Origin of the sequence: Gimibacter soli, from assembly GCF_028463845.1 — a bacterium.
Classification (GTDB): Bacteria; Pseudomonadota; Alphaproteobacteria; order Sphingomonadales; family Kordiimonadaceae; genus Gimibacter; species Gimibacter soli.
Genome location: NZ_CP116805.1, coordinates 2672165 through 2685746, shown reverse-complemented (window position 1 = coordinate 2685746; position 13582 = coordinate 2672165). Strand labels below are relative to the sequence as shown.

12 protein-coding genes are annotated in these 13582 nt (G+C 61.4%); 7 read left to right on the top strand and 5 right to left on the bottom strand.

Going from position 1 to position 13582, the window contains the following annotated elements; translation table 11 throughout:
- Positions 1-177: 177 nt before the first annotated feature.
- Positions 178-861: a DUF6134 family protein gene (locus PH603_RS12490; protein ID WP_289502869.1), complete on the top strand. Its 684-nt coding sequence runs from the start codon at positions 178-180 to the stop codon at positions 859-861.
- Entirely contained in the window at positions 858-1619 is a 762-nt protein-coding gene (locus tag PH603_RS12485; RefSeq protein ID WP_289502868.1) for an SDR family NAD(P)-dependent oxidoreductase, read from the top strand. Before PH603_RS12490 ends, PH603_RS12485 begins: the two co-directional genes overlap by 4 nt.
- Here PH603_RS12485 and PH603_RS12480 read toward each other — a convergent pair.
- The 5 genes from PH603_RS12480 to PH603_RS12460 are packed head-to-tail and all read right to left on the bottom strand — an operon-like array spanning position 1616 to position 6906.
- The gene (locus PH603_RS12480) at positions 1616-2200 is read right to left on the bottom strand and encodes a DUF3833 domain-containing protein (protein ID WP_289502867.1); all 585 of its coding nucleotides are present in this window, start codon (positions 2198-2200) and stop codon (positions 1616-1618) included. The two genes, PH603_RS12485 and PH603_RS12480, sit on opposite strands and share 4 nt — an antisense overlap.
- Positions 2201-2260: 60 nt before the next feature.
- The gene (locus PH603_RS12475; RefSeq protein ID WP_289502866.1) at positions 2261-3526 is read right to left on the bottom strand and encodes an MFS transporter; all 1266 of its coding nucleotides are present in this window, start codon (positions 3524-3526) and stop codon (positions 2261-2263) included.
- Positions 3513-4739: an SAM-dependent methyltransferase gene (locus tag PH603_RS12470; protein ID WP_289502865.1), complete on the bottom strand. Its 1227-nt coding sequence runs from the start codon at positions 4737-4739 to the stop codon at positions 3513-3515. The genes PH603_RS12475 and PH603_RS12470 overlap by 14 nt, the downstream gene beginning before the upstream one ends.
- Positions 4739-5536, bottom strand: coding sequence for a DUF1365 domain-containing protein (locus PH603_RS12465; RefSeq protein WP_289502864.1), 798 nt, complete (start codon positions 5534-5536; stop codon positions 4739-4741). The genes PH603_RS12470 and PH603_RS12465 overlap by 1 nt, the downstream gene beginning before the upstream one ends.
- Entirely contained in the window at positions 5533-6906 is a 1374-nt protein-coding gene (locus PH603_RS12460) for an NAD(P)/FAD-dependent oxidoreductase (protein WP_353507355.1), read from the bottom strand. The genes PH603_RS12465 and PH603_RS12460 overlap by 4 nt, the downstream gene beginning before the upstream one ends.
- A gap of 204 nt (positions 6907-7110) precedes the next feature.
- Between PH603_RS12460 and PH603_RS12455 the strand changes: the two genes are divergently transcribed.
- The 5 genes from PH603_RS12455 (at position 7111) to kynU (ending at position 13578) form a co-directional block, all read left to right on the top strand.
- A complete protein-coding gene (locus PH603_RS12455; protein WP_434783309.1) occupies positions 7111-7818 on the top strand; it encodes a fumarylacetoacetate hydrolase family protein in 708 nt (235 codons plus the stop codon).
- A 47-nt stretch (positions 7819-7865) separates the two neighbouring features.
- Positions 7866-9116, top strand: a complete 1251-nt coding sequence (locus PH603_RS12450; RefSeq protein ID WP_289502861.1) for an MFS transporter — start codon at positions 7866-7868, stop codon at positions 9114-9116.
- Between the two features lie 133 nt (positions 9117-9249).
- Positions 9250-10875, top strand: a complete 1626-nt coding sequence (locus PH603_RS12445) for a thiamine pyrophosphate-binding protein (RefSeq protein ID WP_289502860.1) — start codon at positions 9250-9252, stop codon at positions 10873-10875.
- A 13-nt stretch (positions 10876-10888) separates the two neighbouring features.
- Positions 10889-12307 carry an aldehyde dehydrogenase family protein gene (locus PH603_RS12440; RefSeq protein WP_289502859.1) on the top strand — a complete coding sequence of 473 codons (1419 nt, stop codon included), beginning with the start codon at positions 10889-10891 and terminating at the stop codon, positions 12305-12307.
- 17 nt (positions 12308-12324) lie between these two features.
- Positions 12325-13578 carry a kynureninase gene (gene kynU, locus PH603_RS12435; protein ID WP_289502858.1) on the top strand — a complete coding sequence of 418 codons (1254 nt, stop codon included), beginning with the start codon at positions 12325-12327 and terminating at the stop codon, positions 13576-13578.
- The last annotated feature ends 4 nt before the right edge of the window (positions 13579-13582 follow it).

The following is a 13582-nucleotide window of genomic DNA, read 5'->3' as shown; positions in this document are numbered from 1 at the left end:
CAGACACAATTTACTTTGTGGCGGCTAATCGATTGGATCGGGCTGGTGCCCTGACACCAGCCTGGCCAAAGCCGTCGCATAAATCTCCGACCTGCAGTGCGTTGCTGATCACCACTGATCTAGCGGGGCATCCTGGCACGTATCAAGGATGCTTCAGCCTTAAGGAACGGATTGATCATGATAATTGAAGCTTTAGCGCTTATGGGCACCGCCGTTGTCCCCGAGGATGCAGGGGAGGCGGTGAGGCCGCAGCCAGAGTGTCCGGCGGTCGCAAGCCCGGCTGAAAATCTTGTTTCTCCGGCTTCCTATGACGTTTATCGCAACGGCAAAAAGATCGGTGAACATAGCATCCGGCTTCAGGAGGATAGCGGGCGCCTTGTCGCCGATGTTCGTACCAGAATGCGGGTGAAGCTGCTGTTCGTTACCGTGTTCCGGTATGACTATGCGTCCCGCGAGGTCTGGTGTGGCGACAGCTTGCAGCAGATTTCGACCGAGGTTGACGACAATGGCACCGACATCAAGGTTGAACTGACGGCGGATGAGATTGGTGTGCTGGAAAACTCGCACGGCAGGTTCGCCACCACCAACCACTGGAACCCTGCTGCTATGCAGGCTTCTGCGCTTTTCAATACGATCACGGGCAAGGTGAACAAGGTAACTATCCAGCCCATTGATGCCGGGCAATCCGGGGCCACGACATATGCAGTCACGGGTGATCTGAATATCCGTTCCACCTATGACGACGATGGCAATTGGCTTGGCATGCAGTTCCGGCACAAGGGTGGTAGTGAGATCGAGTTCCGGCGCACGGATGAGGTGCCAGGCGCTGTTTCAGCTGACACCCAGGCAGGCAGGCCATGACGCGCGCGCCACAGACAGTCTGGATCACAGGCGCCGGGACCGGGATCGGTCGGGCGCTAGCCCTCCTTTATACAGCAGACGGCTGCAACGTGGTGATCACCGGCCGTCGGCGTGAGGTTCTGGACGATGTGGTCGAAGCCGGGCGTGGTTCACTTGGCGAAATCCGCGCCTTGCCAGGTGACGTGACGGACGAAGCTGGCATGCAGGCCCTTGCAGACACATTGAGGGCGGCCGGTATGCTACCCGATATTGTCATCCTCAACGCGGGCAATCACATTCCCACATGGGCGGGAGACTTCAGGGTTCAGGACTATAGGTCCCTGATGGACGTCAACTATTTCGGCGTGGTGCATGGATTGGCGGCACTTCTGCCCCTCATGCGGGCGCGGGGCAGCGGGCAGATCGCTATTGTGGCCTCCCTTGCTGGCTATCGGGGCCTGCCGGGGGCGGCGGCCTACGGGGCGTCGAAAGCCGCGCTGATCAATATGGCAGAAGCCCTGCGGCCGGAACTGGCGCGGGAGGGGATTGACCTGCGCCTCGTCAATCCCGGCTTTATCGAGACGCCCCTTACCGACCGCAACGAGTTCGAGATGCCGTTCCTGATTGACGCGGATACCGCCGCGCGCGCGATCCACAAAGGGCTGCGGGGCGGGCGATTTGAAATCACCACGCCCCGCCGGTTTGCCTTCCTGATGAAAATCCTGCGGCTGTTGCCGGAGGGCCTGTTCTTCAGCCTGACACGCCGCCTTCTTCCCTAGGAACCGGTTGCGGCAAGCGGTGCCGGGCCGGTCGCAGCATCCTCATTGGCGACGCGGCGGAAGGACAGGAAGACGGTGCCGATCTTGAAGCCCCAGCGCTTGACGGTCGCCTTGTTGAGCAAGGTTCCGTCAGGCTGCAGAAACATCCAGTCGTCAAAGCTGACCTTCCAGATGTCATCCCCGACCTTGAGGTTGAAGTCATATTGCCAGTTGAAGGCATTGCCGGAGGTTTCGCCTACGGCACGGCCGATGACCTGCTCGGTGATGCCGCTGTAACGGTTTTCACCATCTTTCACGATTTCCCACCGGCGGAATTCGCTGGTGCCGTCGGAATAGGCGAAGTCTTCCTTCAGGATAAGGGTCCGCCCGTCCCAGGTGCCATCGATCGTGACAACAAACTGGTTGCGCACATTGCCGAACCGGTCTTCGAAAAGACCTGTCGCCACCGTGCGACCGGTGAAATAGTCCTCAAGCTTCAGGTCGGGTTTCATGCTGGCAAAATCAGTCGGTTTCATGTTTGTTCCGCAGGCACTCAGCAGGGTTAGCAGAAAGAGCGAAATTAGGGTTTTCACTGCATGCATCTGCCGATTGCTCCTTTGTTGATGGGTATGTTTTAGGTACGCACAGCCGGGCCGACCGGATCAGTTTGGCGCTGCTTTTCCGGTGGCCAGAAGAAAGGGCATTGCCGTTAGTTTCAGGATCGCCGGAACGAGGGCATAAAGCATGGCAGTGGCAAGCGGCAGGCTGCCGGGATCGAGGATGTTTTCAGCGAACGCCATGCCGCCAAAGGCGACGGCGACACCCACGGCGAGCGCGATCTTCGATGTCATGCTCCACAGGGCAAACAGAAAGGCCGTATTGCTTTTCATGTGCGTGCCGCTCTCGTGGGCAATGTCGGCCAGGATAGAAGGGGGCAAGACCATCTCGGCACCCAGTGCGGCGCCGGTGAGCCCGCACACAATTGCAAAGGCGAGGATGTTTCCTTCCCCGATCAGCGGCACAAACAGGAAGACAAGGCAGGTGAGTGTGGCCCCAGCTGCAAGGATCCTTTGTTTGCCCCAACGCCGTGCCGCAGCGATCCAGGCTGGTACGAAAAGGATGGCGGCCACGAAATAGAGGACGATCAGCCAGTCGCGCGTGCCTGTATCAGCCTTCAGTACATCGCTCACGAATACCGGGAACAGAACGGCAGGCATGGCGTTGGCGGCAGCAAGCAGCAGCCAGCCTGTGCAAAGGCGGCGGAAGGGCAGGTGCGCCAGTGCCAGCTTTAATGCGGCAGCTGAAACAGGTGGAGCTGTGCCTGACCCGTGTGGTTCGGGCACCAAAAGGCAGAACAGGAAAATGCAGAGGAGGGCACCGGGCAACAGAAGGCCGGGTAAACGCGGAATGACCGATCCTTCACCGCCGACGATCAGGGGTAGCGAAAGGGCGACCAGCATGCCGGCCAGTGACATGGCCTCGCGCACACCGGCAAGGCGGGATCGGTCGTGCGCCGAGCAGGCGAGATCGGCGCCCATCGCAAGATAGGGCACTGTCGCGAAGGTCCAGCCGATATAGAGGATCGCCGACCATAAGAAGAGGTCGAAAGGCTGCATGCCCGGCCCGCTGCCTGCCAGCATCGAAAGTGCTGCCCCGGCAACGGCAACGCCCGCGACCATCCAGCCTTTGCGCCGGTAACCAAGAAGCGGCATCCGGTCGCTTACAATGCCGGCGATCGGGTCGCTGACAATATCGAAAAGGCGCGCGGCGAAGAGCGCAGTCCCGACGGCCAGATAGCCGAGCCCCAAGTCATTGGCGAACCATGCGGGCAGATAGACCGCGAACGGAATGGTCGGCACCGCCAGGATCAGTGCCGGCAGGCCATAGGCAAGCGTGAGGCTTGCCCGGCTTTTGTCAGGCGAAGACATATTGGCGGACGTCGATCAGGCCCTGCCGGAAGCCTGCCTCGCAGTAGGCGAGATAGAAGCGCCACATGCGCAGGAAGCGGACGTCGTAGCCAAGCTCCATGACATCAGCCCGCACCGTGAGAAAACGCTTGTGCCATTCGGCCAGCGTGTCGGCATAGCCGAGGCCGAAGGCGAGGTGGCTGTCGACCCTGAGGCCCGCGTTTGCCGCCTGCCTGCGGACGATGCTGTCGGAAGGCAACATGCCGCCGGGGAAGATATATTTCTGGATGAAATCGGAGCTGTTCCGGTAGCCTTCGAAGCGCTCGTCATCGATGGTGATGACTTGCACACCCGCCTTGCCGCCGGGTTTTAGCCGCGCCTTCAGCCGGTTGAAGTAGGTCGGCCACCAGTCCTCGCCCACGGCTTCGAGCATCTCGATCGAGACAATGGCGTCGAAGCTGCCGTCCACATCCCGGTAATCCTGCAGGCGCAGCTCAACAAGATGGTCAAGCCCCGCAGCTTTCATGCGCGCGGTGGCATGGACCAGCTGTTCCTGCGAAAGCGTGACCCCGGTGACGCGGCAGCCGAGCGTGCCCGCTGCATATTCGGCAAACCCGCCCCAGCCGCAGCCGATTTCCAGCACATGATCGCCGCGTTTGAGGCCCACGGCTTCAGCAAGACGGGCATATTTACGGGTCTGTGCCGCCTCGAGCGTCAGGCCCGGCCGGTCATAAAGGGCGGCGGAGTAGGTGAAGGTGCGGTCCAGCCACAGCCGGTAGAAGTCGTTGCCGAGGTCATAGTGGAAGGCGATGTTGCGACGGCTGCCTTCCCGCGAGTTGCGATTGAGGAAATGCCGCAGGCGGTCCACCTGCAGGGTCAGGCGGCCAAGGAAACTGTTGCGCTCCACCTGATCCATGTTGGCGGCAAGCAGGGTGAGAAGGGCTGTGAGGTCCGGGCTGTCCCAGTCACCGGCCATATAGCCTTCACCAAGGCCGACCGCGCCCGACCGTAACATACGCGACAGGGCCCGCCAGTTATGAAGGACAATCGCGCCGTGGAGGCCGGGGGCGCCGGTGCCGGGATTGCCGAAGCGTTCAAATCCGCCACCGGGGAAGGTGATATCAAGCGTGCCAACAGCCAGCCGCGCCATGCGTTTACGCAGCACCGACATGAAAGGCATTGAAGATGAAGGGCGGACGATTGTCTCCTCCCTGAAAGCGCCTGATCCGTCCATCAGATCCCTCCGTCCTTGGTGACAAGATGATAAGAAGCAGGCTCGGGCGATTTGCCCGGCCATGAAAAGACACGAAGCCGTTTGAGCCAAAGCCTTAGGGCTTCGTAATGAATGGCGACGACAACCCCGACGCTCGCAAGCGGCATGCGCACGAGCTGCTTCAGGAGTGCACTGGTGGCGAAGTGGCGCCGGTCGGCTTTGACGCCCGCGTCGAAACGGCGCTCGCCGTTCGGGCCGAAATAGCGGATCAGCAGGTTCAGGCTGCTTTCCCCGTGGCGCTGGCGGAACTCGTAGTTGCCATCAAGGGGAAAGAAGGGCGAGACGTGGAAACGCTTGTTGCAGCTGTGTGGGGAGGGCTCGCCTGTGCTGCCTTCCATGCGGAAAACATAGGAATGCTTTTCGCCAAAGGTGTTGCTGACTTCGTAAACAATCGCACCAAGCTGGCCGTTCGCATCGTAGGCATAGAAAACACTGAGCGGGTTGAAGGCAAAACCCAGACAGCGCGGCATGGCCAGCAGCAGGATGCGATCTGCCTGCCAGCCGCCGAACCGGCTGGCAAGGAGATTGGCGATTCTGTCCCGCAAGCACTCGTCACCCGCGCTGCCATGGTCTTTTTCGTGGAAGCTCAACAGATTGAAGCGGTTGACCGAAAAGAGGAATGACATTTTGCCAAGTGCATCCAGCCGGTCGAGGTCCATCAGCAGATAGAAGCTCGGATAGCGAAAGGCGTGCGGCTTCGGCTGGTGGCGGCGATGCCAGACGGTCGCGACTAGAAGCTCGGCAGCAGCGTTAATCATACGGGCTCCGGCAACGGCTCGGGGCTGTGGCGTTTGGCAGTGATGATGTCGGGCAGGCCGATGCGGGCATTCTGATTGGGTCGTACCCACGGGCGCAGGCGCGGGCCGATCATTTCGGCAACGGCGAGGCCAGCCTGTATGCCGTCCTCGTGGAAGCCATCCCCGAGATAGGCACCCGCAAACCACAAGCCGCCTCTACCCTGTAACGCCCAAAGCTCGGCGCGTGCATCAAGCGCAGCCTTGTCGAAAACCGGATGGGCATAGGTGTAGCGCCCATGGACTTCAGCCTCGTTGATGGGGCGATCAGGATTGAGGGTCACAAGGACCGGCGTATCGGTGCCGAGCCGCTGCAGGGCATTCATCCAGTAGGTCACGCAGGGCGCCGCTGAAGCGGTGCCGGAGCGTGCAAGGAAGTTCCAGGCCGACCACGCTGCCCGCCGCTTCGGCATCAGGCCGGTATCGCCATGCAGAATGACCTCGTTTTCAGAGTACCGCATGGCGGACAACGGTTTCGCGGCGACGCTTTGAATACTGGCGGCAAGGGCCCGCGCTTCATCGCTGTGGCAAGCCAGAACAACATCATCAAACAGTTCGGATGATCCGTCCGTGCCGGAGACACGGATTTGCCCCTTTTCTCGCGTGAGTGACGCCACGCCGCAGGAAAGCCGGATCTTGCTGCGGAAATCAGCCGTGAGGCGTTCCACATATTCGCGGCTTCCCCCTTCAACGCTGCGCCAGCCGGGCCGGTCGGTCAGCTGGACGAGGCCGTGGTTGCGGAAGAAGCGCAGGAACGGAGCAGCCGGCATTTCAAGCGCGGACCGGCAATCGGACGACCAGATGGCCCCGGCCATGGGGGCGAGGTGATCGTCGATGAAGGCGCCCCTGTAACCAGCTTCCGCGAGCAGCTCGCCAAGCGTGCAGCCGGTTTCCTCGGCGCGCGCGGTCAGGGCAGGCGCATTCCGGTAAAAGCGCAGGATGCCGCTGACCATCGACCAGAAGCGGGGTCGCAGCAGGTTGATCGGTTGCGCCAACAGGCCAAAGCCATCGCCGCCTGAATATTCGAAATCTCCGTCGTCCACAGAGGCTGCAAAGGACATGACTGTCGGGTGGGTTGGCACGCTCAGCTGATCGAAGAGGGCCGTGAGGTTCGGATAGTTGACCGGATTATAGACGATGAAGCCCGTGTCGACTGCTACGGGCTGTCCGTCAACGTCGATATCAACGGTATGGCTGTGCCCGCCGACATAGTCGTTTTTCTCGAAAACGGTGACGTCATGGTCCCGGTGCAAGAGCCATGCGGCGGAAAGGCCGGAAATGCCGGTGCCGACGACGGCGATCCTGCGCTGACAGATGCTCGACACTATGGTCATCCTTCCGGGACAAGGGGTTGCCAGATATTGCCCTTCTTTACGGCGGAGGATGGAAGCCGGATCACCGGTGCATAAAAAGGCCGAGGCGACAGATGCCGCCCAAGCGATGCACCCGAGTTGGAATAGAGGCCGCCATTGATATAATGCTGCTGTTATAGTGCGGAGGTCGTTCGATATTTCCCTGCATGGCAGCAAGCCCCCAGAATGTGTGCAATCATATATTGCCTTGAGGGTGCCGTGACCGAAGCTTCCGTTTTTTCTCCTGACATCCCAGTCCTTGGTGGTGGCGATCTTGCTGCCGGGCGTGTGTTTTGCGTTGGCCGTAATTATGCTGACCATGCTGCCGAGATGGGCGATGCAGTGCCGGAGCCGCCCTTCTTCTTCATCAAGCCTGCTACATGCCTTGTCGTTCGCCCGGCTACACTTTCCTATCCGCCGCGCACGGCTGATCTGCAGCATGAGATCGAGCTTGTTGTTGTGATCGGCAAGGGTGGCCGCGATATCGCGCGGGACAGGGCTTTGGAGCATGTGGCGGGCTATGCCACCGGGGTCGATATGACCCGCCGCGACATGCAGGCCGAAGCCAAGGCCAAGCGCCGGCCTTGGGACATGTCCAAATCCTTTGATGAGGCGGCGCCGATTTCTGCGATCACGCCTGCCGTTGCGGTGCCCGGCATTGAGCAGGCAGCCCTGCGGCTTACAGTGAATGGCGACGTGCGGCAGCAGGGACATGTCGCCGATATGATCTGGCCTGTGGCCGACATTGTCGCCGAGCTTTCAACCTATATGGCACTTCTGCCAGGGGACCTTATCTACACCGGAACCCCGGCCGGGGTTGGGCCGGTGGCGCGGGGTGATCGGGTGCGGGCGGAGATCGAGGGGCTGGAGCCGCTTGATTTCACCATCGCCTGATGGCGCGAGCTGACCTGGCTGCCCGCGACCTGATCGCAAACGGGCCTATGAGCCGCGCGCAGTGGCAGGCCATTGCAGTGACAGTGGCGCTCAGCGCGCTTGATGGCTTCGATGTGCTGGCCATGACATTTGCTGCACCCGGCATTTCTGCATCGCGGGGGATTGGCAAGACAGAGCTTGGCTTGCTGCTCTCCTCGGGGCTGGCCGGTATGGCGCTCGGCTCCCTGTTCCTGTCGCCGGTCGCAGACAGGCTGGGGCGGCGACCTGCCGTTTTATTGTGCCTCGGCGTCATGGCGCTTGGAATGGCATTGTCGCCCCTTATGGGCGGCCTTGGCAGCCTTGCGGCATGTCGTCTTTTCACCGGGGTTGGGATCGGGGGTATGGTCGGGATCATCACGCCCCTGGCGGCGGAATTTGCGAACCTGCGCATGAAGCCGGTTGCCGTTTCCCTGATGACGATCGGTTATCCTGTCGGCGGCTTTCTGGGCGGTGCGGCAAGCGGGCTGTTGCTGGCGGCGTATGACTGGCGAGCAGTTTTCCTGTTTGGCGCCGGCATGGCCCTGCTGCTGGTGCCGCTTGTGCTGCGCTACCTGCCGGAATCGCCCGACTATCTGGCGGCACGCCAGCCGAAAGATGCGCTTGTGCGGATCAATCGTGTGCTCGGGCGTTTCGGCTTGCAGCGGCTTGACGTTTTGCCGGTGCCGGAAAGCGGGGCGCCGAAGTCTGGCGTCCGTGCCCTCCTGACCGGCGCTGCGCGCCAGCGAACACTGCGCCTGATGGGCGGCTATTTCCTCTATATCATGAGCATCTACTACTTCCTCAGTTGGCTGCCGAAAATCGTCGCGGACGTCGGCTTCGATCCGGCTACAGCAGCCGGTGTGGCATCGGCGTCGAACCTCGCGGGCATTGCGGGTGGCGCATTGGCCGGGATGCTGGCATCGCGGTTTGGCCTTGCGCGTGTCATTGTTGCGGTACTCGGCGGAACGGCATTCTCCATCGCCCTGTTCGGACAGGCTGTACCGCCCCTCGGGCTTGTCACCCTGCTTGCCTGTCTTGCCGGCTTCTTCGTGATGGCGGGGATGAGCCTCCTGTATGCGCTGATCGGTACCGCTTTTGCGCCCGCCGAACGTGCGACAGGCGCGGGGCTTGTGATCGGGGTAGGCCGGGGAGGGGCTGTACTGGCACCTGCCTTGGCGGGGCTTATGTTCGATGCGGGGGTCGGTCTTGCCGTCGTATCAGCATTGATGGGGCTTGCTGCCTTGGGGGCAGCCGTTCTTGTTCGTCGCCTTGCCGATTGACTATATTCTCTTCGTTATATCGAACCCGCTTTTTATTATTTTTTCATCATAGGCCGCCTGCCTATTGTCAGGGCATATCTGCCGCCGGGGATACATTGCCCGGCTGGCGCAATGGGAACAAAGAGGGCGAGACATGAGTGCCACGAACGTCGCGGAAAAGTTGGTCCAGACACTGAAGGAAATGGGCGTACGCCATGTGTTCGGCGTGCCGAGCGGCGGCTGGGTCGATTATATGGAAGCCATGCGCAAGGTTGATGGCATCGACTTCATTCTTGCCACACATGAAGGTGGCGCCAGCTTCATGGCAGACGTGACTGCGCGGCTCACCGGCGTGCCCGGCGTCTGCTTCGGTACCTTCGGCCCCGGCGCCACCAACCTGACGACCGGTGTTGGCGGGGCGCTCCTCGACCGTTCGCCGATGATCGCCTTTTCGGATGAAATGCCGACAGCGATGCGGGGGCGCGTCACCCAGATGGGGATCGATCATCAGGCGCTGTTTGCCCCTGTGACCAAGAAAACGACGCGGCTTGAAGCTGACCGTGTCACCGAAATCCTGCACGATGCAGCCCTCGTTGCCCTCGACGGGCGGCCCGGCCCGGTCCACGTCGGCTTGCCTGTTGGCATGAGCGCCGAGCCCGCTGGCGACGGCAAGCCGGTTTCCTGGGCGCCCTCACGCCCGGCCAAGGCTGACAAGGAAGCCCTTGCCCGCATGACGGCACTTTTCAAGTCGTCGGCGAAGCCGGTTGTGGCTGTCGGCCTTGGTGCCGTGCAGGCGGGCGTGCAGGCAGAAGTGATTGCACTGATTGAAAAATTCAATGTGCCGGTCGTGCTGACCCCGATGGCGAAGGGCATGGTACCTGAAACGCACCCGTCCTATGCGGGCATCCTGTTCCATGCGTTGTCCGATGTTGTCGGCCAAACGCACCAGCAGGCTGATCTGGTGGTCGCCATTGGCTATGACCCGGTCGAATTCAATCTTGAAGGCTGGATACCCGATGTGCCGGTGGTGAATATCGATATCGTTCCGGTCGATCTGGATACGAGCAAATATACGCTCGGCGCCGATGTTACGGGCGATATTGCGGCCAGCGTCGATTTCCTGATCGAGCAGGGCGGCAGCGCCAAGGCATGGGACCTGACGGACGTCGCCGAGCGCAAGGCAGAAATCTTCCGCCGCATGTCGCCGCAGTCCGATGTTTTCGGGCCGACAGCGGCACTTGATGTGCTGCGTGACGAGCTTCCTGAAGACGGCATCATGACCTGTGATGTGGGTGCCCATACGCACCTTATCGGCCAGAAGTGGCCGACCCCGAAGCCGGGCTTGCAGATCATGACGAACGGCTGGTCCGCCATGGGCTTCGGCATCCCGGCAGCGATTGCCGCCAAACTTGCCCGCCCGAACACCGAGGTGTGTGCGGTGCTTGGTGATGGCGGCTTCCTGATGACCGTCGGTGAACTGGCTGTGGCCGTGCGTGAAAATCTGAAGATCGTGTTTGTGGTGCTGACGGATAACGACCTCGCGCTCATTCGCATCAAGCAGCAGAAGAAGCAGAACCCGATCTACGGGACGCCCATCCGGGCCAAGGGCAATATCGGTGGTGACAATCTGTTTGGCGTGCCGGTGAAAACGGCAGTAAGCGCCGAGGAATTCCGTGCTCACCTGAAGGACGCCTTTGCGGGCGACGGCCCGGTGATTGTGGAAGCGCTCGTCAGTAGCCACGAATACGACAGCCTCGTCCTCCACAAAGACAAGCCCTGACCGGACAGCCGCCATGCAGTCGCTTTATTATGATGGAAGCTGGCACCATGCGGCCAGCGGGATGGATATCGTCAACCCTTTCACTGGCGCCGTGATTGGCACAGTTGGTGCCGCGACCGATGCCGATGCCGCCAAAGCGCTGGCGAGTGCTGCGGCTGGCCGGGCTGCAATGAAAGCGCTGACGAGCGGTGAACGGTCGGCCATCCTGCACCGTACCGCTGATGCAGTGGCCGCTGACGCCACGGCTTTCGCTGCGATGATTGTGGCTGAAACCGGCAAGCCCCTGAAGGCGGCTGAGAAAGAGGTTCGCCGCTGCGTCAACACGCTGCGCCTTTCCGCTGAGGAGGCGGTTCGGCTGACGGGCGAGACTATCCGCTTCGACAGTTTTGCAGGCGGTGAGGCGCGGCAGGGTTTTTATGCCTATGAGCCGCTCGGGCTGATCGTCGCGATCACGCCGTTCAACGACCCCCTCAATCTGGTCGCCCACAAGCTCGGCCCCGCGATTGCAGCGGGCAATTCGGTGCTTCTGAAACCCGCCGAGCAGGCCCCGATCGTTGCGCTGATGCTGGTGAAGAAACTGCTGGCTGCAGGCTTGCCGCCCTTGGGGCTTGCGGCGCTAACCGGGCGTGGCAGCGACTTTGGTGACCTGATCGTCGCGTCGGCGGAGCCGGCGATGATCTCTTTCACCGGTGGGGTCGCTGTTGCCAATCGCATCGCCGCAAAGGCGGGGATCAAGAAACTGGCAATGGAACTTGGTGCCAATTCGCCGGTTATCGTGATGGCGGATGCCGACATCGAGACGGCTGCAGCCTCGTGTGTGTCAGGCGCCTTCTGGGCGGCCGGGCAAAATTGCATCGGCGTGCAGCGCATCCTTGTGGAAGAAGGTGCATACGTAGCCTTCCGCGATGCAGTGGTGCGCCATACCAAAGCGCTGGTGGTTGGCGACCCGATGCTGCCGGGCACCGATATCGGCCCGATGATCGGTGAGGCCGAAGCTGCCCGTGTGGAGGCCTGGGTCCGGGATGCTGTTTCCCAAGGGGGGCGTGTGCTCGCCGGTGGCAAGCGCGAAGGGTCCGTTATGTGGCCGACCGTCCTCGAGAATGTGCCTAAGGCCGCCTCCGTCATCTGCTCGGAGGTTTTCGGGCCAGTCGTCACGCTGGTACCTTTCGGCGAATTCGATGAAGCCATGAAGGCTGCAAACGCGCCTGACCATACAATCCATGCTGCCATCTTCACCCGCGACGTGAACCGTGCGCTCGGTGCCGCGCGCGCCTTTGAGGCTGCCGGCGTGATGATCAACGAGTCCACCGATTACCGGCTGGATGCGATGCCGTTTGGCGGTGCCAAAAAAGGCAGCATGGGCCGCGAGGGCGTGAAGTTTGCGGTGCGAGAAATGAGCCAGACCAAGGTTGTCTGCTTCACGCTGGCCTGACATTGATGAGGAACCCCATGCAGATCGATACCCTGCCACTGACTGCCGAAGCCTTCGCCGCCCTTGACGCGGACGATCCGCTTCGTGCCTTTCGGGATGAGTTTGCACTGCCCGAGGGCGTGATCTATCTGGACGGTAACTCATTGGGTGCTGCCCCGAAGGCCGCACTGGCGCGGGCACAGGAGGTTGTGTCCCGCGAGTGGGCAACGGACCTGATCAAAAGCTGGAATACAGCCGGCTGGTTTGAATTGCCCGAACGGCTTGGCGACAAGCTTGCGCCTGTGATCGGTGCGGGTGCGGGCGAAGTGCTGGTCACTGATGCGACCGGCCTCAATGTCTTCAAGGTGCTGGCTGCCGCCCTTGCCCTGCGACCGGACCGCAAGGTCATCGTCATGGAAGGCAGCAATTTCCCGACCGACAATTACATGGCGCAGGGGCTGGTCGAATTTCTGGGGCAGGGTCACCAGATCCGCTTTGCGGAAAAGGATGATATCCTTGCCGCGATCGATCAGGATGTTGCTGCCGTATGCCTGACGCACGTGCACTATAAAACCGGCCACATCCTCGATATGCAGGGGATTACGGCGGCGGCCCATCAGGCGGGTGCGCTTGCCATCTGGGACCTGTGCCATAGTGCGGGGGCGATGCCGGTGGATTTGAACGGCGCACGGGCTGATTTTGCCGTCGGCTGCAGCTACAAATATCTGAACGGTGGCCCCGGTGGCCCGGCGTTCCTGTTTGTCGCGCGGCGCCATCAGGGTGAGGCACGCCAGCCGCTCACCGGCTGGTGGGGGCACAAGGCTCCCTTTGCCTTCTCCCGTGACTATGCACCCGCACCCGGCCTCGCGCGGTTCCGTACCGGCACGCAGCCGATCCTCAGCATGGCTGTCGCTGAAGTCGGGCTGGATATCTTTGCGCGCGCTGACATGGCCCTGATCCGGCAGAAGTCGCTGGCGCTGACCTCGCTTTTCATCCGGCTGGTGGACGAGCGGTGCGGCAGTTTCGGCTTCGGGCTTGCCTCCCCGCGTGACGCCGATGCACGCGGCAGCCAGGTGGCCCTGACCCACGCAACCGGCTATCCGATCATGAAGGCGCTGATCGCGCATGGTGTGATTGGTGATTTCCGGGCGCCCGACATTCTGCGCTTCGGCTTCACGCCGCTTTACACAAGCTATATGGATGTCTGGAATGCGGCAGAGACGCTTTATCGCATCATGGCAAGCGACGAATGGAAAAAGCCGGTTTACAGCGCGGTCGATGCAGTGACATGACCGT

Bases quoted from the DNA above. Each gene is read 5' to 3' on its own strand.
- PH603_RS12475 (WP_289502866.1), bottom strand. From the start codon at position 3,526: ATGTCTTCGCCTGACAAAAGCCGGGCAAGCCTCACGCTTGCCTATGGC.
- PH603_RS12470 (WP_289502865.1), bottom strand. From the start codon at position 4,739: ATGGACGGATCAGGCGCTTTCAGGGAGGAGACAATCGTCCGCCCTTCA.
- PH603_RS12490 (WP_289502869.1), top strand. From the start codon at position 178: ATGATAATTGAAGCTTTAGCGCTTATGGGCACCGCCGTTGTCCCCGAG.
- kynU (WP_289502858.1), top strand. From the start codon at position 12,325: ATGCAGATCGATACCCTGCCACTGACTGCCGAAGCCTTCGCCGCCCTT.
- PH603_RS12465 (WP_289502864.1), bottom strand. From the start codon at position 5,536: ATGATTAACGCTGCTGCCGAGCTTCTAGTCGCGACCGTCTGGCATCGC.
- PH603_RS12455 (WP_434783309.1), top strand. From the start codon at position 7,111: ATGTGTGCAATCATATATTGCCTTGAGGGTGCCGTGACCGAAGCTTCC.
- PH603_RS12485 (WP_289502868.1), top strand. From the start codon at position 858: ATGACGCGCGCGCCACAGACAGTCTGGATCACAGGCGCCGGGACCGGG.
- PH603_RS12460 (WP_353507355.1), bottom strand. From the start codon at position 6,906: ATGACCATAGTGTCGAGCATCTGTCAGCGCAGGATCGCCGTCGTCGGC.
- PH603_RS12445 (WP_289502860.1), top strand. From the start codon at position 9,250: ATGAGTGCCACGAACGTCGCGGAAAAGTTGGTCCAGACACTGAAGGAA.
- PH603_RS12450 (WP_289502861.1), top strand. From the start codon at position 7,866: ATGAGCCGCGCGCAGTGGCAGGCCATTGCAGTGACAGTGGCGCTCAGC.
- PH603_RS12440 (WP_289502859.1), top strand. From the start codon at position 10,889: ATGCAGTCGCTTTATTATGATGGAAGCTGGCACCATGCGGCCAGCGGG.
- PH603_RS12480 (WP_289502867.1), bottom strand. From the start codon at position 2,200: ATGCATGCAGTGAAAACCCTAATTTCGCTCTTTCTGCTAACCCTGCTG.